Origin of the sequence: Serratia sp. N21D137 (assembly GCF_047530005.1) — a bacterium.
Classification (GTDB): domain Bacteria; phylum Pseudomonadota; class Gammaproteobacteria; order Enterobacterales; family Enterobacteriaceae; genus Chania; species Chania fonticola_B.
This window is the reverse complement of record NZ_JBLJAJ010000031.1, coordinates 26,915-51,167: the sequence shown is the minus strand read 5'-3', so window position 1 is coordinate 51,167 and position 24,253 is coordinate 26,915. Positions and strand designations below refer to the sequence as shown.

Sequence of the window (24,253 nt, the reverse complement as noted above, 5' to 3'; positions counted from 1 at the left end):
TCAGTTTTCCAACATCCAGCGCAAGGTTTCCTCCAACGGGGGAGTATCCCAATCACCGACAAGAGTGCGCAGTTTTGTCGCATCGCCACACAGTATCTTGACTTCGTTAGGGCGGACAAAAGCCGGATTTACGCGTATATCCAAGTGGTGCGATGTGATTTTCTCACACAAATCAACCGCGTCACGTAAAGAATAAGTTCGCCCGGAGCAGACATTGATCGTTTGGCCAATAGGCTTGACCCGTAACAGTGCCACATACGCCTTGCTCAGGGCGCGGACATCGGTAAAGTCACGCCAAACGTCGATATTACCGAGCTCGATAACAGCAGCCTTACTCTTGTAGTGCTTGACGATTTTCGGCAACAAGAAATTATCTGCCTGGCCAACACCGGTATAATTAAAGGGCCGCGTAATAAATATCGGCAGTTTATCCACCCACAATCTGGCCATAAACTCCATGGCTAGCTTACTCACCGCATAATCATTCGCCGGGTTGGCCGGGGTCTCCTCACCGAGTTTACCCTCAGTGCTGTTACCATAAACATTGGCACTGCTGGCAATTAACACGGCATCCAATGGATGGCCACTGTTGGAGAGTGCCTGGAGTAAATTCCGAGTGCCCTGCAAGTTTACGCTATAGAAAGCATTCGCGTCACCATGGCCCACAAACGCAATGGCAGCAAGATGAACAACGACATCTGGCTTAACCTGCCCGATAGCTTCCGCTAACGCCGCTTCGTCTTGCAAGTCTACCTGAAAATAGTCCGCCTGGGCCGAAGGTAATGAACCCAGCCCATAAACCCGATATCCGGCAGCGGATAATTCCGCTGCCACATAGCGGCCGGTAAACCCATTGATGCCCGTAACCAAGGCACGTTTGCCGGCGCCGAACATCAGAAGGAAGACCCTTTCTGATTACGTACCAGATCCTGCTCCACCATCATCTGGCACAGTTGCTCCAGAGTGGTCTTAGGCTCCCAACCCAAAATTTCCTTGGCGCGAGCTGGATTACCGATCAACAGTTCCACTTCTGCCGGACGGAAGAATTTCGGGTTAACGCGAACCAGCGTTTTGCCGCTAGCTACGTCAATCCCGACTTCTTGCTCATCTTTACCTTCAAAGCGCAGGGTATAACCGGCGGCTTTAAATGCCATGGCAACGAAGTCACGAACGGTTTCTGTACGGTTGGTTGCCAGCACGAAGGTATCCGGCTGCTCAGCCTGCAGCATACGCCACATGCCATCGACATATTCTTTGGCAAAGCCCCAGTCACGTTTGGCATCCATGTTACCCAGTTCCAACACGTCCAGTTTGCCCAGTTTGATTTTGGCAACGGAGTCAGTAATTTTACGGGTAACAAACTCGCGGCCACGCAGCGGCGACTCATGATTAAACAGAATGCCGCTTGACGCAAAAATACCGTAACTTTCACGATAGTTGATGGTCATCCAGTGGGCATACAGTTTGGCAACGCCATACGGGCTACGCGGGTAGAATGGCGTATCTTCCTTCTGCGGCACTGCCTGCACTAAACCGAACATTTCTGAGGTCGATGCCTGATAGAAGCGGATTTTAGTATTAACGATGCGGATCGCTTCCAACAGATTAACCGGGCCAATGCCAGTGATTTCCGCTGTGGTAATAGGTTGTTCAAATGAAACACCAACAAAGCTCTGCGCTGCCAGGTTATAAACTTCTGTTGCACCTGTTTGTTGCAACAGACGAATACTGGCAGACAGATCGGTCAGATCATACTCAACCAGATGCAGATTCGGATGCTTATCAATACCCAGTTCTTCTATGCGCCAGAAGTTAACCGAACTGGTTCTACGGTAGGTGCCATGAACCTGGTAACCTTTTTCGAGTAAAAGTTCAGCAAGATATGCGCCATCTTGACCAGTTATACCTGTAACTATTGCTGTTTTCATAATGATTTAATACCTAAAATCAAACGATTATATAATTCTTCGGATTGTAAAGCGGAGCGGTTTGACGATAAATATTTGACTCGGGCCTTAGCTCCCAGAGAAAGCATTTCGTATAGTGCATTATTTTTACAAAGCCGCGCCATCTTTTCCGCCAGTTCGACTTCAGAACCGTCGTCAAAAATAAGTCCGCATTGTTCATCTAATACAACCTCAGGAATTGCCCCCCCACTACTACCAATGACAGGCTTTCCATGAACAAAAGCCTCAAGCGGTACAAGGCCAAATGACTCATACCTGGATGGGAAAACCACAACATCACAAAATGCATATAGCTTTTCGCGATCCCAATCTGAAACCTCACCTAAAAGAAGTATGTTATCTTGTTGCCCATTCAAGTGCTCATCAAGTAAAGCATTGACTCCAACACCATCGTTACCCGCCAAAACAAACATCACATCGTTAGTTTTTTCTGGGTACCGATGGTTAAACTGGCTGATTGCTTTAATAAAGACATCAATCCCTTTACGTTTTTCTAGCCTACCAAGGAACAGATAGATCATTTTTCCCTGTTGCTTGGCCTTAACCAACTCAGGGAAATGACTAATATCATTATAACCCCGTGACACATCATAACTTGGCCAATAAGCAATACCAGCATTGATAATATTAAAGCGCTCATCTGCCTCAATATCATAGCGTTTGGTGAATGTGTTTTGAATTGATTGGCTGATAGGCACTACAGCATCGGCACTCTGCACCATCGCTCTCTCGAACCCGACCAACAAATTCTTATCAATGGCAGGCATATTCCAACCATTAGTCTCATCAGCAACAATCAATGGGGTGACCAAACGAACAACCAAAGGAATATTTAATTCATTTTTAACCTGCAAGAACGCATAACATTCAGCATCCCAAAGACAAGTGTCAACAACAGAGATAGGGAGTTCTTCATTTAATGCATCAAGCGCTATCGCAACTTTTAACGACCAGGATAAATTGATATTGGCGATGGCAGAATCTGTATATGTTTCATTACACTCAGGAGCCGCCAAACTGATTAAACGGAAGTTCCCGCGTTCGATCCTATCCTCACTACCCTGTGTTATGACAGTAACATCATGGCCTTGTAGTAGGAGTTCGCTTGCCAAATGGTAATAAAGAGTTCCAATCCCTCCAGACTTAGTAAATGGAGGGAATTCTTTTGTTACCAATACGATGTGCAATTTATTAAATGATTTATTTGCAGAAACCGTTTCAAAAGGCAGCCAGCCGTTATTATTTGGCGCCAGTTCAATTAGCTTACGAGGGTGATTGGCAGCAGCAATACCAGCGTCGAAACCATCCCAAACACTTTTAACTAACGAACTAAAATCAGCGGATGAGATTTCCCCCGAACGAAGCCCACTTTCAAGGTAAGCGATACGCTCTCTTTCAACAATTTTTCTTGTCTGAGCAATAATGAAGTCCTTGTCGCCTTCATTGAAACGCAAAGCAAAATAAACCGTGTTCTTGACAATCGAAAACCAGTTATACTTGTATTTACTAACACGATTATCGCTTTGTGCAAATTCATGCCTCAAATAGGCATTAGCGCAATGCTGTACTTTATAGCCACTTTTAATTAACCGGAAACAAACATCCGTTTCATCAAGGAAATAATCGTATTCCTCATCAAAACTACCTACTGAAAGCAAATAGTCCCTACGAAAAGAAGAGTTAGTACCTAATAAGGTTCGATGATAATCCGGGTTGCTATACAACTCTTTTTCAGGGTTACTAACTCCCGAACCAAAACTATCAACCAGAATATCAACAGCCTGGAATTGCAAAGAACCGGCATAATAAGTCGGCCCGCCGGCACCCGCAACAAAATTGTGAGATGAATTATAGTAGGCAAGAATACAATCGCACCAATCATAGAATGGCATTGCATCATCATCAATAAATGCAACAATATCGCCAGAAGCTAAATTGCTACCTATATTACGTGATATTGAAAGATTACGTACTGGATTATCAGCATAGATAATCTTATCACGCCAACGCTCAACCACTGATGATGTATCATCCGTTGAGGGGCCATTAACAACGATGACTTCAAAGTTTTTATTATAGCTACGAGTCAAATAATCCAGGCATCGTTCTAAATAGTCAGCGCGATTGAATGTACAAATAACAAAACTAACCGATTTAAATCGGTCTGGCCCACCGATTATTTTATCAAAGAAATTAGTGGCAATTTTTATCCAAGCATTATAATCACTAGCATGGAGGACTTGCTTTTGATGCTCAAGTAAAGCCTTTCTAAATTTGTCATCCGAACAGATTTTCTCGAACTTATCAAATAGCTCAGTTTCATCTTTGAAGATACCAGCAGAGTTCCCAAGTGTTTCTGGAACAGCAGCAGCATCAAGAGCCAATACAGGAATATTATGCAATGCAGCTTCAAGTAACGGAACACCAAAACCTTCATGCTCGCTGAAGCACATAAAACAAAGTGAATTATGATAATAATCTTCAAGCACAGACTGACTAACCTTGCCAGTAATATGCACATTAGCCTTGAGATCCAGGTCACTGATGAGAGTCACAATACGCTTGTAGAAGGTAGAAGAAGAATCATACCCCCCAACAAGAATTAAATCACCGATATCAGGGAATGCTTTTCGAAGCTTTGCATATGCTTCAACAAGCCTGTCCTGTCGTTTATTTTCACAGATTCGACCAACGAAGAGAATGTTGTTGTCTTTCTTACTGTCGGCAACTTCGAGGAAATTCCGCTCATCAATATCATCTATAATTATCGGCAGTTTAAAGGTTTTATCAGGGTTATAACCTAGCTCGATAATTTCTTTAAGATTATAATCGCTTACACCTGTCGCAAAATCAAAGTGATGAATAATTTCCTTTAACTGCTCACGACCACGTTTACAATAGCTGTAAAGATGGCTGTTTTTGTCAAAGAAATAATGAGGTGTAATATTATGATACAGTATAACCTTCAAACAGTTTTGCTTAATAACCGCATCCGCGCAAAACTCCGAGAGGCCAGAGAAGTGGAAAATTATTATATCTTCTTCATTGGCGTCTAAAGCGCTAATATGGTTAGCAAATTTCTCGCGTTCTGGGTGAAAGTGTGTAACGTAAATTTGTGACTCAATACCAAAAACATTCTGCAACGCTGTGTCAATATTTATGACATGATTGGAACACGCATCATAAACATCTAATGACTCAATAACTTGAATCACCTTGCCATTAAAATGCTTAAACATTGCTTACCCCTTGAATTTTCTATACATCTTTCTGGCAACATCCATTAAACGTGGATTCTTCATCAAGAATTTAACTGCAATGAACCGCGTTTTTCCTAGAAGTTTCACTTTTGCAGCAGGATGCAACGAAAGTAAGCTAACGAAAACAAGAGGTCGCGAGCGAAATTTATCAATAATGTAATAACCTTTGATATTATCGCGTAAGTCCTTTGTCATTAATGCAACGACCAAATCACGATAATCATCTTTACATAAGGCAATTATTTCTTTCATATGATACTGTTCAGAGGCAGCACGAAAGCGAAGGCTCTTCGGAATAACAGAAAGATAAGAGTCTTGAGCCGTGTTTCTTACCTCCCGTTCCCTAAGTATCTCCTGCCTTAATTTATTATTAACTTCATCAAGCATATTATGACTCATAAATTAACCCCAGCATGCCGATCACACTTTATTTGCGATCAATTCCATTTCACGACACAATCCATTTTTCCGGTTATCTTCAACAACAGACACGTGACTGAAACCAGCTTCAGTAAGCAACTGGCTCAGGCTGGCTGTTGTGAACATTGTATAGTGAAAATCACCATCGTAATCTTGTGCGCCATATGTCACTTTACGCAAGTCTTCGAAACTCATCGTACCGGATACATAATCGTTAATCATGCTATGTGCATCTGGGACAACAATACGTAATTGACCATTTTTACTGATTTTGCTGAACCAATGGGGGAATATGATCCTCTTAAGCTCAAGCTCAGTAAAGTGTTCAGCTAAATGTGCACAATAAATTTCCTGCAGACTTTCATCCGCAAATGGTAAGTCTTGCGCTGACGCAATAACATCAACGCCAGGGATCTCGCGTGCATCAACATTGATGTATCCCTCTACCTGCACATGGCCACATCCTACATTGATCTTGCGAACACCAGCATCAAACTTTTCGCTATTAATCACTTTGCTTTCGATGCTGGCTGATTCCGTCTTATCCTTAAAGGATCCTGTCTTCACACGAAGCTCAAACATCAGTTCTTCACGGACAAATTCGAGACGATCCGCAACAGTATGTACAGTATGATCAATTTGATGAAGACTTTGTTTCTGGGAAGCTAAACCATTCTTAACTTCAGCCAATTCATTCTCTAAATGCCTTTCTTGGATACTTACCTGTATCTCCTTTAACCTTTCAACCTCTCCACCTAACAAATCAACCTTATTATTCAAACCATCCAAAACCTCAAGCACGGTTTTGTTGTGGGTTACAGAATCATTAAAATGTTGAGTTAAGCGCTTAAAGTAATTTAAGATCAAAGTTTTTTCTCCAAATCAACTATTTGACAGTCAGCATCTAACCATGCGCTGCCAACGAATATTCTCTCTGGAGCAACCACATGAAAAGCTCCCAAACCATCAACCCAGTGATAACACTCCTCGTAATGGTCTCGCTCTTTATGTAACGCCGCAGAGACAGAAAACTCACCGACTCCAATATTCATATTTAAAACAAATTTTACTAATTTAGGACCTAAACTGGAAATATCAGCTTTTAATGCTAAGGTATTAGTACCAAAAATAACATTACCCAGTCTGTCGCGGATATGGAAACCCAACGTAAGCCCAGAACTGACTTCTTTATTATCTATTTCAAAGCAAAGTTCGTATTTCTCTGAGACAGTGAGCGTCTCTACTTTTGAACCTTTGCTATCAATAACGTAAAAATCATTGACTACCGCACGAAGATCGCCTGATATAGTTTTACCTTCATGAAGTTTTACCTCCATAATATCAGATGTCTTAGATAACTTGGCGTTATATAAATTCATAACGTCAGTTGGCACGGTGTCAGCAACAATCTTGCCTTTCTCAAGAAGAATGGCTCGGCTGCAAAGATTGGCAATTGCAGCTTGATCATGGGACACAATCAGCAGGGTTGTGCCACGTGATTTAAACTCTTTAATTCGAGAGAAACACTTGGATTGGAAATAAGCATCCCCAACAGAAAGTGCCTCATCAACGATTAAAATTTCTGGCCGCAACGCAGTTGCCACACTAAAAGCCAAACGTACTTGCATACCACTAGAGTAGGTACGTACAGGTTGATCAATATACGAACCTATTTCAGCGAACTCTTCAATATGAGGCATGAGTTCATTGATTTGCTCAATCGACATACCAAGTAATTGTCCAGACATGAAGACATTATCCCGCCCGGTGAAATCGGGGTGAAATCCCATGCCCAGTTCAAGCAATGCAGCGACACGTCCATTAATCTTGACGTTCCCTGTCGTAGCCGCAGTTGTACCAGTGATAATCTTCAACAGTGTGCTCTTACCTGCACCATTGATACCAATAATCCCCACGGCTTCGCCTGGATTAACGGTAAAATTGATACCATCGAGGATTGTGGTAACACTATGCCTACAACTCTTGAATGGAGAAAACCATTCAATAAGACGGTCATAACGGCTATTGTATTTTTTATAGGACTTACTAATATTCTCTACAATTATACTGCTCATTATAATTCATCTACCATGTCGCCGGAATGCTTCCGGAATAAGTGAAATGCGGTTATCAAAAGTATCACTGACAACGTGGCAACTAGATATAAATTGCTCCAGTCTGGCCATTGTTTTTTTACAAAAATGCTTTGATATCCCACAATTAGCCCCGTCATAGGGTTGAGCATTAGCCATTGGCTAGCCCACTTAGGCAAAACATCAATGATATAAATTATTGGCGTGAACCAGAACCAGAATTGAAGCAATATATTCATAAACTGTGAAACATCACGGAAAAATACGTTTAAAACGCCTAAAGTAATTCCCAACCCCAAGGCGAAAAGCACTTGAATAATTAACAGCGGAATTATACCAAGAATATAAACCCCTGGAAAATTATTTGTAACCAACAAAAATGCAATGTAAAGGCTAAAAATGATGGTGAAATTAATGAAAGAGGTTCCCAATGAGATAACTGGAAGACAGATCCGAGGGAAGTTAATCTTCTTTAAGAAATTTGCATTATCTACAAAGACAGTCTGTAAACGCGTAACCAATTCAGCAAAAAGGCCCCAAGGTAATAACCCCGCACAGATATAGATACTATATGCAAATGGACCTGTATCACCTGGCATTCTTGCTCGCATTACCTCTGCAAAAATAACAGTATAAACAATAATCATGGCCAAGGGCTGAAGAACTAACCACGCTGCACCAAGCATACTTGTTTTATATCTTGACTGAAAATCCCGCTTAATACTGCTACCAATAAACCCTCGATAATTGAATATCGACATTAACAATGCTTTCATTATTTATTCCCACCTAACAAAGTGAGCAACTCTTCTGTTTTATTCTTCATGATACTAGTGTCAGCTCTTGACTCAACGTTAAGTCTTATTACAGGCTCAGTATTAGATGTACGTAAATTAAAACGCCAGTCATCGAATTCGATACTCAATCCATCAGTTAAATCGATGCTAATTGAATCGGGTTGATAAACAGTGCGGATCCGCTCAATTACGTCATTTGGTCGGTCTACTTTACGGTTAATCTCGCCTGACGCAGGGTAGGCCAACATACGATCACCAACCAACTGACTCAATGCCTTACGTTTGGTAGAAAGTAAGCCAGCCACCAACAACCACGGGATCATCCCACTATCACAGTAGGCAAAGTCGCGGAAATAGTGATGCGCGCTCATTTCCCCACCGTAAACGGCATCTTCTTTACGCATGCGCTCTTTGATAAATGCATGACCGGTCTTAGACATTACCGGTATACCGCCAGCCTGGTTGACAATATCAATGGTATTCCATGATAACCGCGGGTCGTGAATAATCTTGGCACCTGGATTGGTTTGTAAAAATGCTTCGGCTAATAAACCAACGATATAGTAGCCTTCAATGAAGGTGGCATTTTCATCAAATAGGAAACAGCGATCGAAATCGCCATCAAACGCGATCCCCATGTCAGCCTGGTGCTCCAATACCGCTTTTGCGGTATCAGCACGACACTCTGGCAACAAAGGGTTGGGAATGCCATTTGGGAATTGGCCGTCCGGCTGGTTATGGATCTTAACAAAGGAAACAGGCACATTATCTTGCTTGAAACGCCGTTCGATCTCATCGATCACATGGCCGGCAGCACCATTCCCTGAGTTGATCACCAATTTCATTGGGCTTAGCGTCTTGGTATCAATATACCCTAGCAGATGATCGACATAATCATTCAGAATAGAGATCTGCTGATAGCTACCACGTTTGCTTTCATCAACCGGAGCGAAATTATTCACTTCGGCCAATTCCTTAATCGCAAACAGGCCTGTGTCGCCACTGATAGGCTGTGCATTCTCGCGAACCAGCTTCATCCCATTATAATTCATAGGATTGTGGCTTGCTGTAACTTCGATCCCACCATCCATATTGAGATGGAATGTAGCAAAGTAAACTTCCTCTGTCCCACTTAACCCAATGTCAAAAACATCTGCACCGGCATCACGCAGGCCGTTAGCCAGAGCCAATTTTAATGCTTCACTCGTTAAGCGCACATCGCCACCCACGATAATGCGCTTTGGCTTTAAATATTCGCCATAGGCTCGCCCAATACGGTAAGCGATATCTTCGTTTAACTCTTCACCAAGTTGACCGCGAATATCATAAGCCTTAAAGCATGTTAAACTGTTCATTAAAACCTCAAAAATTAGCAACGCCCGTAGTGATCTTTAATGCGGATAACGTCATCGTCCCCAAGATAAGAGCCAGACTGAATCTCAATCAATTCTAGCGGAATGTTACCTGGGTTTTCTAAACGATGGATAACCGCAACTGGGATGAATGTTGACTGATTCTCGGTAATCAAGAACGTCTTGTCGCCAGTAGTCACTCTCGCAGTGCCGGAAAGCACGACCCAATGCTCAGCGCGATGGTGGTGCATTTGCAAAGAGAACGCCTCACCCGGATTCACAGTAATACGATTGACGTTAAAGCGTTTCTCGGCGACCAAAATGTCGCAACGGCCCCATGGACGATACACCTCACGATGACGACGGTATTCACTACGCTTGTTCTTCTTCAGATGTTCAACAATCTTTTTAACATCTTGAACCTTGGATCTATCTACTACCAACACGGCATCTTTGGTGTTAACAATCACCAGGTTTTCTACACCTACAGCAGCGACCAGCTTCTCGTCAGTATTGATGTAGCAGTCACGGGAGTCATAGAGGAAAGTATCCCCAGTTAGCGCATTACCCGCCGAGTCTTTCTTGCTTACTTCCCACAACGCCGACCAAGATCCGACGTCACTCCAACCAGCATCCAAGGGAATGACCACCGCATCGTGAGTCTTCTCCATTACCGCATAGTCAACCGAGTCATCCGGGCAGGCAGAAAACGCATCGCGATCAACATTGATAAAGTTTTTATCGCATTCGGTGTTATCAAGCGCATCACGGCAAGCCGCAAGGATATCTGGGCGGAATTTCTCCAGCTCTTCCAGATAGCGCTTGGCACGAAACATGAACATGCCGCTATTCCAGTAGTATTCACCGGTCTCGATATAGCTTTGTGCCGTCTCGCTGTCAGGCTTCTCTACAAACCGTTGAACAGGCGCAGCCACCGATCCATTCTTACATTCCCCACGTTGAATATACCCGTAACCCGTTTCAGGCCCGGTGGGGACGATACCAAAAGTGACCAGACTCTTTGCAGCCGCATGTGGCAGTGCCAGGTCAATGGCACGATGGAATGCTTCGACATCGTTGATAATGTGGTCGGCCGCCAACACCAACATGATAGGGTCATTGCCCTGAGCAATGGCATTCAATGCTGCCAGTGCGATCGCTGGAGCCGTATTGCGCCCTACCGGTTCCAAAATGATGTTATGCGATAACATGTCGATCTGCCGAAGTTGTTCAGCAACCATAAAGCGGTGATCTTCGTTACAGATTACAACAGGCTCACTGACGCCGACACCATCAAGCCGCTTTAACGTTTCTTGCAGCATTGAATGGATGCTATGCAAACGCAGGAATTGCTTGGGATGGAGTTCACGGGACATTGGCCATAAACGACTGCCAGTGCCGCCTGCCATAATTACGGGTAGTAACATTATTTATCCTTTATTACGTTAAGCTAGAAAGCTTTAAGTAATACAATCACTTAATAAAAATACGCCAATCGCAGTCTTTAACTCGCTTTCTTAGGTCATCACTCAGTCTTAATCCTCTTGGCAGTCAGTATGTCATTATTCCGATTTTCACCCAAACCGTCATACTTTGTTACATCATGAAGTATAATGGTTAACCGTAGAGGATAGGTCAAAAAACAACCAAAAAGCCATTTTACTCGCTGCCAGATCAAAAAAGCACGCTACCGCCCTTGGCTCAACAGCTACCAATAGACTGAAAATAAAGTATAAATTTTACGTTTTGTCCAATCCATACGCTAAGTTAAGCATACAACAAGGCACACGATCATTACTTAAACGCGTACTTGTGCCCATTGGACGAGATTTTTGTTGCGTATGCTACCACCTAAGCGGACAAAACACCTGTACATTGTCCACTCTTTCAGTTTAATCTGAAGACGGTTGTTGGTTTATTGAGCTACACGCCTGCTCTATCAGCAAATTTATTTTATATCAATTAATTATGATGGATATAAAACCTAAATTTTGTAATAAAGCCTGCAAATAGATAGTCGACTTATCATTGCAGGGGCGAAAAAAAAGCCCATAAATGGGCTTTTAAGAATGCGCTATATTAAAGAATTTTCTTAGTTTTTACCAGCATATCCCTGCGGGTTTTTCTTCTGCCAGTTCCAGGTATCACGCATCATCTCATCGATACCACGACTCACCTCCCAGCCCAATTCTTGGCGAGCCAGGTTGGCGTCGGCCCAGAATGCTGGCAAATCACCATCGCGGCGCGGCAAGATCTGATAAGGGATAGCGACACCGGAGGCTTTCTCGAAAGCATGCACCATCTCCAGCACAGAGAATCCAACACCGGCCCCCAGATTATAAGCTTTGAACCCTTCGACCTTCTTCAAATGATCCATCGCCATCAGGTGGCCTTCAGCCAGATCCATCACGTGGATGTAATCACGCACGCCGGTACCATCTTCCGTTGGATAATCACCGCCGAAAACACCCAGCTTCTCTAGCTTGCCGATAGCAACCTGCGAAATGTAAGGCAACAGGTTATTAGGGATACCATTGGGATCTTCACCAATCAGGCCAGACTCATGAGCACCGACTGGGTTGAAGTAACGTAGAGCGATAATCGAGAACTGCGGCTCAGCTTTGGCGAAGTCCTGCAGGATTTGCTCAACCATCAGTTTGGATGTGCCATACGGGCTCGTCGTACCACCAATAGGCGTGGTTTCAACATAAGGTACTGGGGAGTTAGCCCCATAAACTGTGGCTGAGGAACTGAAGATAAACTGATGAACTCCGGCACGACGCATTTCATCCAGCAGCACAAGGGTGCCAGAGACGTTGTTCTGATAATACTCTAAAGGTTTGCGGGTTGACTCCCCTACCGCTTTGAGGCCAGCAAAGTGGATCACCGCCGAGATACGGTGACCATCGAAAATGCGATTCAGACACTCCGGATCTTGAATGTCGCCTTGGTAGAAGATGGCTGCTTTACCTGTTAGCTGCTCCACACGGTGCAGTGATTCTTCGGATGAGTTCGACAGGTTGTCTAGGACGACAACCTCTTCTCCACGTTCCAGCAGGGCCAGAACGGTGTGGGAACCGATGTAGCCGGCTCCGCCGGTGACTAGAATTGCCATTGTTACCCCTTTTGTGCGCGCTGGGCGCGCATAGAATCAGAAACCTGTAGCCTTCTATTCTACTCATTAAAAGTTTAGCGACTAGCGGTTTGGCAACATCCTCTGCCCAGGAACCACATTCAGTCATATTAAACATATTTAAAAAAGGGATGAGTCTAACAGAGCACTTATATTGAACTTTTAAAATAAATTAGAGTCGGAAAGAAAAAGATATTAGCAAAAATTACAGTCTGGATTATCGTAACTTTATCAATAAAGGAGAATTAAAGCATCACATTACGACATTAATAACCTTGTTTTAAAGAGTGCATTCAACCAGACTTGAAATTATATTTACACTTAACCTTTATTTATGTCCGAGCGCTCACCAATAACATGCGATAAATATTGTCCATAAAGCGTTTTTCCTAACAACTTGGCTTCTTCCGCAACTTGCTCACGAGAAAGCCAGCCTTTACGAAATGCAATTTCTTCCAAACAAGCAACTTTGAAACCTTGGCGTTTCTCAATTGTATGAATAAACTGTGACGCTTCAATAAGGCTATCATGAGTACCAGTATCTAACCAAGCGAAACCGCGACCAAGTAATTCAACATTCAACTGGCTTGCTTCAAGATACATTTGATTCAGAGTAGTAATCTCTAGTTCGCCACGGTAAGATGGTTTAACATTTTTGGCCATTTCCACCACAGCTGCATCGTAGAAATATAATCCTGTAACAGCCCAGTTCGACTTGGGAGCAGTAGGTTTTTCTTCAAGTGAAAGAGCACTAAACTTTCCGTCAAACTCGACAACACCAAACCGTTCAGGATCCATCACCTGATAACCAAATACCGTAGCACCAACTTCTCGTTTAGCAACGCTTTCAAGCTTCGTGCTGAAACTTTGACCAAAGAAAATATTATCCCCAAGAACCAATGCACATCGCTCTCTATTTATAAACTCTTCACCAATGAGGAAAGCCTGTGCAAGCCCATCTGGACTAGGCTGAATCTCGTAGCTGAGTTTTATTCCGAAGCGACTGCCATCACCAAGTAAGCGTTTAAAAGAGGGTATATCATCAGGCGTTGATATGATTAGAATATCTCTGATCCCTGCCAGCATCAGTACAGAGAGCGGATAGTAGATCATTGGTTTATCATAAATAGGGAGTAATTGCTTGGATACACCGCGAGTGATGGGATACAGACGAGTTCCAGACCCACCAGCTAAAACAATTCCTTTCATATTCACTTTCCTAGATTAAATTAACGGGTTAGCGCTAAGCGTTCACTTTTGTAGGAGCTATCCTTAACACGACGCCACCATTCTTCATTTGCTAAATACCATTCAACAGTTTTTCGAATTCCACTTTCGAAAGTCTCCTGAGGGCTCCAACCGAGTTCTCGTTCTATTTTCGAAGCATCAATTGCATAACGCATATCATGTCCGGGACGATCGGTAACAAAGGTGATCAATTCTTCATACATAACTAGGTTACGGGGTTTATTCGGCACCATAACATCCAAAATACGACAGATCGTTTGCACAACTTCAATATTTTTGCGCTCGTTATGGCCACCAATGTTGTACGTTTCACCTACTTCACCGTCACAGACAACTTTGTACAGAGCCCGTGCGTGATCCTCTACATACAGCCAGTCACGCACTTGAGCACCATTGCCATAAATTGGCAATGCTTTACCTTCAAGCGCATTAAGGATGGTTAGCGGGATCAGTTTTTCTGGGAAGTGATAAGGGCCATAGTTATTGGAGCAGTTCGTTACGATCGTTGGCAACCCGTAAGTGCGTAGCCAAGCTCTGACTAGGTGATCGCTTGAAGCTTTAGAAGCAGAATAAGGACTGCTTGGTGCATAAGGTGTGGTTTCAGTGAATAAGTCATCGGTACCGTGCAGATCGCCATACACTTCATCAGTCGAAATATGGTGGAAGCGGAAGGTTTTCTTTGCCTGCTCCCCCAAAGTTTGCCAATACTTGCGGGCAGTTTCAAGAAGCGTATAAGTTCCCAAAATATTGGTTTCTATAAAAGCATCAGGACCATCAATAGAGCGATCAACGTGACTCTCAGCAGCCAAGTGCATTACCGCCTCAGGTTGGAATTCGGCAAAAATATGGTCTAACTCGGCTCGATTACAAATATCTAAATGTTCAAACCTGTAACAGTCACTTTGTGCTATCGAGGCTAAAGACTCGAGATTACCTGCATAAGTAAGGCTATCGATGATCAAGATTTGATCTTTAGTTTCGTTAATAATATATCGCGCTAAGGCAGAACCAATAAAACCAGCACCACCGGTAATAAGAATTTTCATATTCCCCTCAGAGTAGCTACACAATGTGAGCTATCGATTGTCCACACAGTTATTAACTACTAATGACAAACCAATATAATTCCCTACGTAATAACATTGTCTATTAAACATTAACAACAGAGTCATTAATGACTATGATACTTTATGAACTTACAACGCTATTCTTTAAAAATGCATATAACTTAATTTATTTCAACATCGGAACCATTAGATGTCATTATATTAATAAACCTTTCAGTTTTAGAAAATTGAGCCTCAGCGCCCCAAATTGAAAGAATTATGCTTCTATTTTTCGTAACATCGGGTTTTGGTAGTGAATGAACGGTTTTTATATCATCAATACTGTAAATATCAAAACCACTTTTCGATAAAAATGCATATAAAGGATTAGCCTTATCTAAAAAAACGTATGCACCTACAAACAGGGATATGATAATGTTACCCAACCCTTGTTGTCTAAGGTGATTCATTACAACAAAAGGACAATCCTGCAGCAAATTTACATATTCATCGAATGAAATAAAGTCAGTTAATAACTGTAAATCTTCAGATTTAAAAGATTCGTAAAACAATCTAACAATTTTATCTTTATAGAGATTAGTGTCACCATAACTCAGTGGAACCACTATTTTATACCCCAACCCAAAATTAAATACGTCCTTAAAAGCATCAATATGATTATTCGTTGGTGTACAACTATTCCCTAAAAGAACCTTTTTACTATCATAATTAACCTTGAGATCACCTAGCAAATGAAGAGTGTTAACGAAGCCACAATAGTTCCAATCAACGTAATTCATTTCGCAATTGAACTTTTCTGAGACCAAGCTAAACTCACTAAATAAAACAGGGGAAAAATAATCAATACTTTTTGGATTAAAGAGTATTGAAATTATTTTTTTTATAATAGAACTTACAAGTGAGTTAGCTTTAGCGTTTCCATAGATATCAATTGCAATTTTTCTAGTCTCAGGTTTCAAGACACAAAGTTCGTCATTTTCTATAATGCTATAATAATCAAAACCAAAACCTACCCAAGCTTTCTTTACTCTAGCAGAACTAAATAGACAAGCTATTTTGGCTGGCTGAGTAAGAGAATGAAATATGATTGCGTCAAAATTATTGAGTTTACCAAGAATGCACATTATTAGAAATTTTTGGAAAGAAAATACTTTTACCCGTTTACTTTTGACAAATTCAGGAGTTTCTTTCTTTGATATTACCCAATACTCATTAACCCTCTCATTGACAGCATCAAATTGGGAGATCGCATCATCTATGAATTTCTCATCTGCGGCCAAATGTAAAATCATGTTATAGTTAAAGCCTCACTACAAAATTAAGAACGATCATTTATTTTTTTCTCTAACTCAAGGATATTCATCTTCCTAAGACCGATTATCTTCGCAGGAACCCCTGCATAAATGGTGAATTGATTGCAAGATCCTTTTATGAGACTTAATGCTCCGATAGCTACACCAACATCTAATTTAGCTCCTGGTAAAATAACAGAACCAGATCCAACAATACAGTGTTTCTCTAATGTAACTTCTTGATGATGAACATTTGTCAAATCTGCTGGAATCATTGGGTTTGTCATAAACTCACCTGAATAATCATCAGAACTTGAGTATATACTTACTCTTGATGATATATTGCAGTAATCCTTAATTGTAATAGCTCCTTTTCCAATAATGGAACTATAAACAGCAATATGTACAAAATCCCCAATTATTACACCATCACTTCCAGCAGATATCACGCAGAAATCATCAATTCTAACATTACTACCGATAGTAATGTTACTAGTATTGTGGAATGATGCCTTATCCGATATTAATACATTATTACCAAAAGATTTGAACCCGACTTTTTTTAAGTCATTTAAAGATAACCATCCCACAATTGTCTCCAGCTTTATTTTTTACGATAATTAATTATTAAGTTAGCAACTTTAGCAATATCATTGCTAGACAAACTGGCATGAAGAGGTAGACAAATAACATTATCGGAAATTTGTCTTGCGTTTGGTAGATTTGATGGATCTGATGATGGCAACCCTCTATAGGTTGAAAAATCAGAAATCAAAGGATAAAAATATCTACGACCTAGTACATCATTATCTTTTAAATGATTATAAAGATCATCTCTACTTCTTCCATATAGTGTTGAGTCGACAATAATAGGATAATAAGAATAATTATAGACCACATTGTCAGATAAAATTGGTAACTTTATACCATCAACATCACCTAATAAGGTCAAATACTCCTCGAAGGCAACTTTGCGTTGACTTATTGCTTGATCAACATAGTTTAGGGACAACAATCCAAAAGCAGCCTGAACTTCATTCATTTTGGCATTTATGCCAGGAGCAACCACAGTAACTTCATCTCTAAAACCAAAATTTTTTAAATCATCAATGTGCTGTTTCATTTTCCTATCTTTGCAAATAATTGCACCACCTTCAATCGTAGAATATGTTTTGGTAGCATGAAAGCTTAAAATAGATAAGTCTCCCCAGTTTAAAACAGACTCACCATCCGATTTAACTCCAAATGCATGCGCTGCATCATAAATGACTTTTAAATTATATTTCTCAGCAATGTCCATGATTTTTTTATTATCACATGGATTTCCATAGACATGTACCGGCATAATAGCTGTAGTCTTCGGTGTAATTGCAGCCTCGATCTTTTCCGGATCCAAGTTAAACGTAACTGGATCGATATCAACAAAAACTGGCTTTATTCCATTCCACCAAAGGGAATGAGTTGTAGCTACAAAACTGTACGGCGTGGTTATTACTTCTCCGCTAATTCTGAGAGCCTGTAGAGCAGTTATTAATGCTAATGTACCATTTGAAAATACGCTTATATATTCCGTATCTAAATATTCGGCTAATTTTTTTTCTAACTCTTGGTGATATGTGCCATTATTTGTTAGCCATTTTTTCTCCCAAATCTTCTCCAAGTAAGGAATAAACTCTTCCAGAGGAGGTAATAAAGGAGATGTAACAGTAATTTTATCGCTCATATAAACTCTATATTTCTATTAACAGTGGATTTATCTTGAACATCATTAAATTCAAGCGTCATGTATAGATTATCCGCACGGATCGTTATCCTTTAAACACTAAGAATAAAACGAAGTGCATTTATTTCGATATGGCTAGCAATCTAATAAGCTGATTTATTTATAAATCCTTTAAAAACAGTCAAGAAAATTATCTTTAAATCTAACCACAAACTCCAATTCCTTATATATTCAAGATCATACTGGATTCTTTTTTCCATTTTTTCGTTTGTATCTGTCTCACCACGCCAACCATTTATTTGTGCCCAACCAGTAATCCCTGGCTTAACTTTGTGGCGTAACATATAGCCTTGGATGATTTTTCGATACTCTTCGTTATGAGCAATGGCATGTGGCCTAGGGCCAACTATTGACATATCACCAATAAGTGTATTAAAGAATTGAGGTAATTCATCCAATGATGTTTTCCTTAAAAAACCACCTATCACTGTAAACCTAGAATCATTCTTTGTCGCTTGCGTAACTTTAGCGCCATCCTCCATGACAGTCATGCTTCTAAACTTCCAGACTTGTATAGACTTTCCATCCATACCGTAGCGCTTTTGTTTGAATAAAATAGGTCCACTCGAAGTAAACTTAACGGCACATCCTATAGAAAATAGCACAGGAGAAATAAAAATTAAAATGATTACTGATAATACGATATCTTCTAATCTTTTAATTATACTATTTAACCCTGTAAGGGGTGTATCGCACAATGAAAGAACAGGGATACCATTGACTTCTTCACTACGATGCTTTAATATCTCCAATGAGAATAAATCTGGTACTAGCATTACTGAGCAAGTTGTATCTGCGAGTTCATGCATTATTTTTTTTATTTCTTTTTCATTTTTCATTGGTAATGCAATATAAATTTTGTCAATATCCCCACTCTTGGCATCCATGATCATTTGGTCAATTGAACCAAGAAATGTGACATCTGCATCATATACCACATTATCCTGACTTGTTATAGTACTCTCTGAGCTACTATAAAAACCTTTTAGCAAAAGTCCGAGCCAAGGAGCCGAAATAAGTGATTTAGCCAAATGAACGCCAGGTAAAGTTCTCCCGACTATAACGACATTTCTCGTATTGTATCCCATGGAACGAAGAGAATTGATGGTAAGTCTTATAAGATAGCGAGCAAGGCAACCAAATATCAGAACTAAAAAATACCAAAGAAGGAAAGATGAATCATCGATATTAAAGTATTCAAGCCCCCCTGTAAATAACATTATAATTACAGTAATAATGGCACTTAAAGACCAGTTCTTGACAAACCCTAGTAACTCTTTAAATAAAGACATTCCTCGCCAAGAGCGATAAAAGTCAGAGACACCACCGATTAACTGGAATATAACAATTGCTAATAACGCAATGATATTACTATGGATACTAAAACTTTCATTATTTATGTAACACAACGCTAGTATACTAAAATATATTATTGATAAATCAGAAATCCTTTGCAAAAGTGAAATCACTGATGCATTAGCTTGTCTCGTATGATTTACAGTCGACATCATTTTATTCACTTAATTGATAAGCCTATCGGTTAGCTGCTATAATAATTCAAAAATAGCGAAGCAATAAAACAGGTAAGATAGCAGTACAATTTAAATAACAAATAAAATATAACACTATAAAATACCTTTTATTCTATAACTATAATTCTACCTCAAAGAAGCATAATTAGCTTTCGATATTACATGTCTTAATCACTACTAAAATAAAGCCTATTTATTCTTTTCTATCATCGCTAATCATTTTACCCTTGACTACATTAATCAACAGAGGACTGAACAATGCTGTAATAAGCACTCCTTTGATCAGTATTGATACGTAATTATTGATATAGACTTTACTTTCAAAACCCGTAATATAAGAGAGTATGCATATAGATAGAAAAAGCAAAAATATTACAGTATGTATTGTCAAATATTTTATTGAACTCTTTGAAAAACATTCTTTATACATAATATAATAATTGATATAAAAATTAATATAAAATGCAAGTACAATTAACATTGATAATGACACAAGGTTTTTTTGTACTATACCGATAAAGATCATCGTGACCATTATCCCCATGGAATACAGTCCAGTTTTGAATAGTACTTTAGCTTTCCCCATTCCTTGAAAAAAACTTCCACTTGTAGATAATACGACTTGCACAGGTATTGAAAGAGCTAATATTTTTATTATGCTTGCAACATCTGACCATGAGTCACCTAATATTATGTCTACTATTTCCTTAGAGCAGATAAATATACCTAGACCTAAAAAGGAGCCAATTATGGCTAGTTGCCTAGAAAAAGCCCTATGGACACTTTCTATCACAGATAAATCTTTACTCCCTTGTATAACTGGTTGTATAGCAGGTGTCATCGCGAATGTTAATAACATTAATGGATAACGCATCAGTTGATAACTTCGGTCATATATACCAAGTGATGACATACCTAAATATCTACCAACAAGTATATTATCCAAGTTTCTTGAGAAGTAGTTCACAAAATTAAATAAAAATTGGTAGATAGCAAAGTGATATATGATTTTTATTTGATGAATTTCCTTTCCAACCTTCGCTCTTCCGAAGAAAGTATACTTAGATGATATGTAATATGATAAAAATCTAAATGAAGCAGTAAGCAGACCTTTAATAGACAAACAAATCAATGGTGAAAATATTGAGTACGCGAAAAAAATCAAAACCAAAATTAACGTAACCATTTCACTAAGCACATCGCAAACACCAATTCTTATAAATTGCCTATCCTTTTGCATACTTGCCAATGGTAAAATGGATGCACAGAAAAATAAAATACTAAACGCAACATAAGGTACTGCCAGAGAAATTTCACCATCATTATAAAATGAGACCAATAAAGGGGTAGCCGAATAAAAAACAATGGAGAGAACACATCCTAGTAAAATTGTGAATGAAAAAATCCCATCTCTCTGTTCGATTGAAAGATTATTTTCATTAATAAGTGCTGGTCCAATTCCAGCTTCTGACAACAATTGAAAGAAAACATAGAAAACCTGAATCGATGCTACAATTCCAAATATTTCAGGAGGGAAGAGACGTGAATATATTACAAGTGAAAGAACTTGAAAAATGTAATTTAAATAACGCCCTCCCATACTCCTTATGACAGAGTGATGAAGTGACTTTGTGACTTTACTTTCTGTCATTATCATTCCTTATCTACTACAGTTTCCCGATAGTATCATCCTTGATGTTATAAAAATCCACATATGCAGCATTAACTTTAAATATAAAGTATCTGTGATAATATGTTTATATACTTATTTTTCCCTTAACAACTACTAATTAATTTTTAATGGCACTATCACTCATTCCAATGTTACCACTGATAGCATATTTAGCAGGAATACTAATAAGATTCCAAGTCCTCTTTGTACAACCTGTTAAATCACACCCAGTGATAATTAGTTTTTGATTTTCGGAATTACCGCAAGTTGTTAAGCTATATGCAGGTGAAACGACACCGTCTTTATGGTCATTTTGTCCAATTGCGGTGTAAACACCATTAAGAATTAATTCTGCGTCTTTTCCTTCCATGTAAAAATGGGAAGAATCCTTTGACTCCTCTGCTTTCGAACCATTCCTTCTGAAAATTGCCCCACTAATTATCCATGTGGACTCAATTGATTTGACACCGCAAAAAGCAGCTCTATCACATATACCAGATGTAATTACATTGTTTTTCGCTCGGAATGCAGAGTAGTTACACCCTCGATTCCACTCATTTTTTATATTTATAAATACATTATCATTCGCTCCTTCTTGTAAATTCACCCCATCATCATGATTGTTATTAATTGTACCGCCTTGAATTTTAGAGTCTAGTATATTTTGCACACCTCTAAAATTTGATGAAATCATACAACTGTTTAAATCAACTCCAACGTATTTATTGTTTTCACCAATAGCAATTCTAAAACCATAAAAACCGCAATAGAAAGCTCTAAACGTTCCTATTAAAGATTTGTCTACAACCTGTAGTCCATCAATTTTGTAAGACGGCCCGCCATATTGGACTATTCCAAAGAACGTTGCATTAGTATTAAACTTAAAAATAGCCTTCCCGCCATCAGCGAGCACAATCCCTGCTCCAACACCAAGAATATCCTCTTTATTTTCAACAGTATAAGGAAGCGAAGAATAGCCAACTAGCCAACAGCCCTTTGGCAGTACAACATCTTTTATTAGATAGTACCCCTTAACATTAGGGAAATAAACATGTGGGGAAATTCGCAAAGCCTTAATTAAAGCCTTCGAATGGTCCAACCTTGGTTTCGAAGAATTCGCATCCGCTATTTCATAGTCAGACATGAAATCTTGAATACTTACTAATTTTTTATTCATACTTCTGATGCTATTAATTTGGCCGTCCATTATTTGTGCTTCGTTGCCAAACTCCTCATCATCTTTGTCATTTTTATGTTCTCCTTTTTCAAGGTCATGCCCAACTCCAGCACGTGTATTCCCCATAACAAACGGGGTTGCTATGGTGCTTAATATAATTTTTTTAAGCAGGCCCCTTCTCTGAAGGGAGTGTTTTTCTTTATTCGAACCGCCTTGCCCCCGTTCATTTACAAGCCAATGAATAGCTTTACGAACATTTATCATAAATTTTTTCTAATTGAGATTTATAATCTTCAGGATCGTGCTGAGCAATTATCCTGTCTAAAGAGTTTGTACTTTTAACTTGTATCAATCCACGTTTAGAATTTAATTCTAGTATTGCATTTTCAATCCCAGAAATAATTGTATTTCGAAAACTATCTTTTTTCTCTTGTGAATCTATTGCTAGCTCTGAATATTTATTAAGAGGAAGCTTAATCACCCAACCACAGTGTTCATTGTTTATCTCTGTGAGAGCCCTAACGTTTGTAGTTATTACAGGACAACCGCTTGCTTGCATTTCTAAAACTGAATATCCATATGTATCTGACCATGTGGGAAGCAAGCCCACATGACTTTGCTGCATTAAGTTAAGTACTTCATAATTACTCAAAGATTGATGATGCACTATCCATGGTTCTTGCTCAATTATTTCTGAAACCTTCTTGCAAAAACCTTCATCATCCTTCCATTCTTTTAATACATAATTATTTTTTCTTGCTAGATCTCCAATCACCGTAAGGCTCAATTTAATATTAGTTTTTCTCACAATATTATTTAGTGCTATTACAGTTTCTGCACCACCTTTCCTATAAAAATCTCCACCAACAAATAAAACCCTAATTTCATCAGTTTCATTTAATTCTTTTTTGCTATTATTCGATATCAATATTTTCTGAGGAGGAGCTACAACATGAATCTTATTCTCTATCGTATCTTTATACTCCGAATAAACGTTCAGAATATTTTTTTGGATTTTTTTTGCTGATTGTGATAATGCAATAATAGCCTTACAGTGTTCAGATGCAATCCATTTTAATTTTTTTTCCACCGCAGGACATCGTTTGATTCCATCAACATAATCTGGGTTATGATGGATGCTTATTAGCTCTCTACAGCGAGGTAAGCTAGTTTCAAATGTTGTAACCCAGTTTTTCTTTTGAGGTGTAATAAAATTAAAAAAGTGCATCATTTTAATGCTACTCGGCACTATACCTATAAATATAAACTGAAAGTTAGAGAAGTCTGCACCGCGTAATTTATCTAGATAATAAGCATAGCGAGCAAAATTAAGTCTAGATAAGTTTACATAATTATTTTTTGTTTTATTAATAATGCATCGCTGCTCTGGATATTTATTTTGTATATAACCAATTCTATTCATTATTCCACCATGTAGACAGTGTATAAAATTTCGACAT

The 24,253-nt window shown here is 39.5% G+C and carries 19 protein-coding genes; all 19 read right to left on the bottom strand.

Features of this window, described 5'->3' with window-relative positions; all coding sequences use genetic code 11:
- The gene (locus ACMV5H_RS20690) at window positions 1–894 is read right to left on the bottom strand and encodes a GDP-mannose 4,6-dehydratase (protein ID WP_186486615.1); all 894 of its coding nucleotides are present in this window, start codon (window positions 892–894) and stop codon (window positions 1–3) included.
- Window positions 894–1,928, bottom strand: a complete 1,035-nt coding sequence (gene gmd, locus ACMV5H_RS20685; RefSeq protein WP_414822378.1) for a GDP-mannose 4,6-dehydratase — start codon at window positions 1,926–1,928, stop codon at window positions 894–896. The genes ACMV5H_RS20690 and gmd overlap by 1 nt, the downstream gene beginning before the upstream one ends.
- Window positions 1,925–5,206 (bottom strand): glycosyltransferase, encoded by a 3,282-nt coding sequence (locus ACMV5H_RS20680; protein ID WP_414822377.1) that lies wholly within the window; start codon window positions 5,204–5,206, stop codon window positions 1,925–1,927. Before ACMV5H_RS20680 ends, gmd begins: the two co-directional genes overlap by 4 nt.
- A 3-nt stretch (window positions 5,207–5,209) precedes the next feature.
- Window positions 5,210–5,626 carry a hypothetical protein gene (locus ACMV5H_RS20675; RefSeq protein WP_186486612.1) on the bottom strand — a complete coding sequence of 139 codons (417 nt, stop codon included), beginning with the start codon at window positions 5,624–5,626 and terminating at the stop codon, window positions 5,210–5,212.
- A gap of 21 nt (window positions 5,627–5,647) precedes the next feature.
- Complete coding sequence (locus ACMV5H_RS20670) at window positions 5,648–6,514, bottom strand: class I SAM-dependent methyltransferase (RefSeq protein WP_186486611.1); 867 nt, start codon at window positions 6,512–6,514, stop codon at window positions 5,648–5,650.
- Window positions 6,511–7,722 carry an ABC transporter ATP-binding protein gene (locus tag ACMV5H_RS20665; protein ID WP_209555158.1) on the bottom strand — a complete coding sequence of 404 codons (1,212 nt, stop codon included), beginning with the start codon at window positions 7,720–7,722 and terminating at the stop codon, window positions 6,511–6,513. Before ACMV5H_RS20665 ends, ACMV5H_RS20670 begins: the two co-directional genes overlap by 4 nt.
- Window positions 7,722–8,516 (bottom strand): ABC transporter permease, encoded by a 795-nt coding sequence (locus tag ACMV5H_RS20660; RefSeq protein ID WP_414822376.1) that lies wholly within the window; start codon window positions 8,514–8,516, stop codon window positions 7,722–7,724. Before ACMV5H_RS20660 ends, ACMV5H_RS20665 begins: the two co-directional genes overlap by 1 nt.
- Window positions 8,516–9,892 (bottom strand): phosphomannomutase CpsG, encoded by a 1,377-nt coding sequence (gene cpsG, locus ACMV5H_RS20655; RefSeq protein WP_414822375.1) that lies wholly within the window; start codon window positions 9,890–9,892, stop codon window positions 8,516–8,518. The genes ACMV5H_RS20660 and cpsG overlap by 1 nt, the downstream gene beginning before the upstream one ends.
- Before the next feature lie 14 nt (window positions 9,893–9,906).
- A complete protein-coding gene (locus ACMV5H_RS20650; protein WP_199063809.1) occupies window positions 9,907–11,316 on the bottom strand; it encodes a mannose-1-phosphate guanylyltransferase/mannose-6-phosphate isomerase in 1,410 nt (469 codons plus the stop codon).
- 665 nt (window positions 11,317–11,981) lie between these two features.
- Window positions 11,982–13,004 carry a UDP-glucose 4-epimerase GalE gene (gene galE / locus ACMV5H_RS20645; RefSeq protein ID WP_414822374.1) on the bottom strand — a complete coding sequence of 341 codons (1,023 nt, stop codon included), beginning with the start codon at window positions 13,002–13,004 and terminating at the stop codon, window positions 11,982–11,984.
- Window positions 13,005–13,343: 339 nt separating this feature from the next.
- Window positions 13,344–14,231, bottom strand: coding sequence for a glucose-1-phosphate thymidylyltransferase RfbA (gene rfbA, locus ACMV5H_RS20640; RefSeq protein WP_414822373.1), 888 nt, complete (start codon window positions 14,229–14,231; stop codon window positions 13,344–13,346).
- Between the two features lie 20 nt (window positions 14,232–14,251).
- Window positions 14,252–15,316 carry a dTDP-glucose 4,6-dehydratase gene (gene rfbB, locus ACMV5H_RS20635; protein ID WP_414822372.1) on the bottom strand — a complete coding sequence of 355 codons (1,065 nt, stop codon included), beginning with the start codon at window positions 15,314–15,316 and terminating at the stop codon, window positions 14,252–14,254.
- Window positions 15,317–15,498: 182 nt separating this feature from the next.
- Window positions 15,499–16,629, bottom strand: a complete 1,131-nt coding sequence (locus tag ACMV5H_RS20630) for a TDP-N-acetylfucosamine:lipid II N-acetylfucosaminyltransferase (protein WP_414822371.1) — start codon at window positions 16,627–16,629, stop codon at window positions 15,499–15,501.
- A gap of 26 nt (window positions 16,630–16,655) precedes the next feature.
- Window positions 16,656–17,219 carry an acyltransferase gene (locus tag ACMV5H_RS20625; RefSeq protein ID WP_414822370.1) on the bottom strand — a complete coding sequence of 188 codons (564 nt, stop codon included), beginning with the start codon at window positions 17,217–17,219 and terminating at the stop codon, window positions 16,656–16,658.
- A 14-nt stretch (window positions 17,220–17,233) separates the two neighbouring features.
- Window positions 17,234–18,352: a DegT/DnrJ/EryC1/StrS family aminotransferase gene (locus ACMV5H_RS20620; protein WP_414822369.1), complete on the bottom strand. Its 1,119-nt coding sequence runs from the start codon at window positions 18,350–18,352 to the stop codon at window positions 17,234–17,236.
- Between the two features lie 143 nt (window positions 18,353–18,495).
- On the bottom strand, window positions 18,496–19,923 hold the full coding sequence (locus ACMV5H_RS20615; RefSeq protein ID WP_414822368.1) for an undecaprenyl-phosphate glucose phosphotransferase: 1,428 nt from the start codon (window positions 19,921–19,923) through the stop codon (window positions 18,496–18,498).
- A 214-nt stretch (window positions 19,924–20,137) separates the two neighbouring features.
- Window positions 20,138–21,595, bottom strand: coding sequence for an oligosaccharide flippase family protein (locus ACMV5H_RS20610; protein ID WP_414822367.1), 1,458 nt, complete (start codon window positions 21,593–21,595; stop codon window positions 20,138–20,140).
- Between the two features lie 139 nt (window positions 21,596–21,734).
- A complete protein-coding gene (locus ACMV5H_RS20605) occupies window positions 21,735–23,057 on the bottom strand; it encodes a hypothetical protein (protein WP_414822366.1) in 1,323 nt (440 codons plus the stop codon).
- The gene (locus ACMV5H_RS20600) at window positions 23,041–24,216 is read right to left on the bottom strand and encodes a glycosyltransferase family 4 protein (protein WP_414822365.1); all 1,176 of its coding nucleotides are present in this window, start codon (window positions 24,214–24,216) and stop codon (window positions 23,041–23,043) included. The genes ACMV5H_RS20605 and ACMV5H_RS20600 overlap by 17 nt, the downstream gene beginning before the upstream one ends.
- Window positions 24,217–24,253: the final 37 nt, after the last annotated feature.

Coding starts and splice junctions, on each gene's coding strand:
- ACMV5H_RS20690 (WP_186486615.1), bottom strand. CDS start 894: ATGTTCGGCGCCGGCAAACGTGCCTTGGTTACGGGCATCAATGGGTTT.
- gmd (WP_414822378.1), bottom strand. CDS start 1,928: ATGAAAACAGCAATAGTTACAGGTATAACTGGTCAAGATGGCGCATAT.
- ACMV5H_RS20680 (WP_414822377.1), bottom strand. CDS start 5,206: ATGTTTAAGCATTTTAATGGCAAGGTGATTCAAGTTATTGAGTCATTA.
- ACMV5H_RS20675 (WP_186486612.1), bottom strand. CDS start 5,626: ATGAGTCATAATATGCTTGATGAAGTTAATAATAAATTAAGGCAGGAG.
- ACMV5H_RS20665 (WP_209555158.1), bottom strand. CDS start 7,722: ATGAGCAGTATAATTGTAGAGAATATTAGTAAGTCCTATAAAAAATAC.
- ACMV5H_RS20660 (WP_414822376.1), bottom strand. CDS start 8,516: ATGAAAGCATTGTTAATGTCGATATTCAATTATCGAGGGTTTATTGGT.
- cpsG (WP_414822375.1), bottom strand. CDS start 9,892: ATGAACAGTTTAACATGCTTTAAGGCTTATGATATTCGCGGTCAACTT.
- ACMV5H_RS20650 (WP_199063809.1), bottom strand. CDS start 11,316: ATGTTACTACCCGTAATTATGGCAGGCGGCACTGGCAGTCGTTTATGG.
- galE (WP_414822374.1), bottom strand. CDS start 13,004: ATGGCAATTCTAGTCACCGGCGGAGCCGGCTACATCGGTTCCCACACC.
- rfbA (WP_414822373.1), bottom strand. CDS start 14,231: ATGAAAGGAATTGTTTTAGCTGGTGGGTCTGGAACTCGTCTGTATCCC.
- rfbB (WP_414822372.1), bottom strand. CDS start 15,316: ATGAAAATTCTTATTACCGGTGGTGCTGGTTTTATTGGTTCTGCCTTA.
- ACMV5H_RS20630 (WP_414822371.1), bottom strand. CDS start 16,629: ATGATTTTACATTTGGCCGCAGATGAGAAATTCATAGATGATGCGATC.
- ACMV5H_RS20620 (WP_414822369.1), bottom strand. CDS start 18,352: ATGAGCGATAAAATTACTGTTACATCTCCTTTATTACCTCCTCTGGAA.
- ACMV5H_RS20615 (WP_414822368.1), bottom strand. CDS start 19,923: ATGATGTCGACTGTAAATCATACGAGACAAGCTAATGCATCAGTGATT.
- ACMV5H_RS20610 (WP_414822367.1), bottom strand. CDS start 21,595: ATGACAGAAAGTAAAGTCACAAAGTCACTTCATCACTCTGTCATAAGG.
- ACMV5H_RS20605 (WP_414822366.1), bottom strand. CDS start 23,057: ATGATAAATGTTCGTAAAGCTATTCATTGGCTTGTAAATGAACGGGGG.
- ACMV5H_RS20600 (WP_414822365.1), bottom strand. CDS start 24,216: ATGAATAGAATTGGTTATATACAAAATAAATATCCAGAGCAGCGATGC.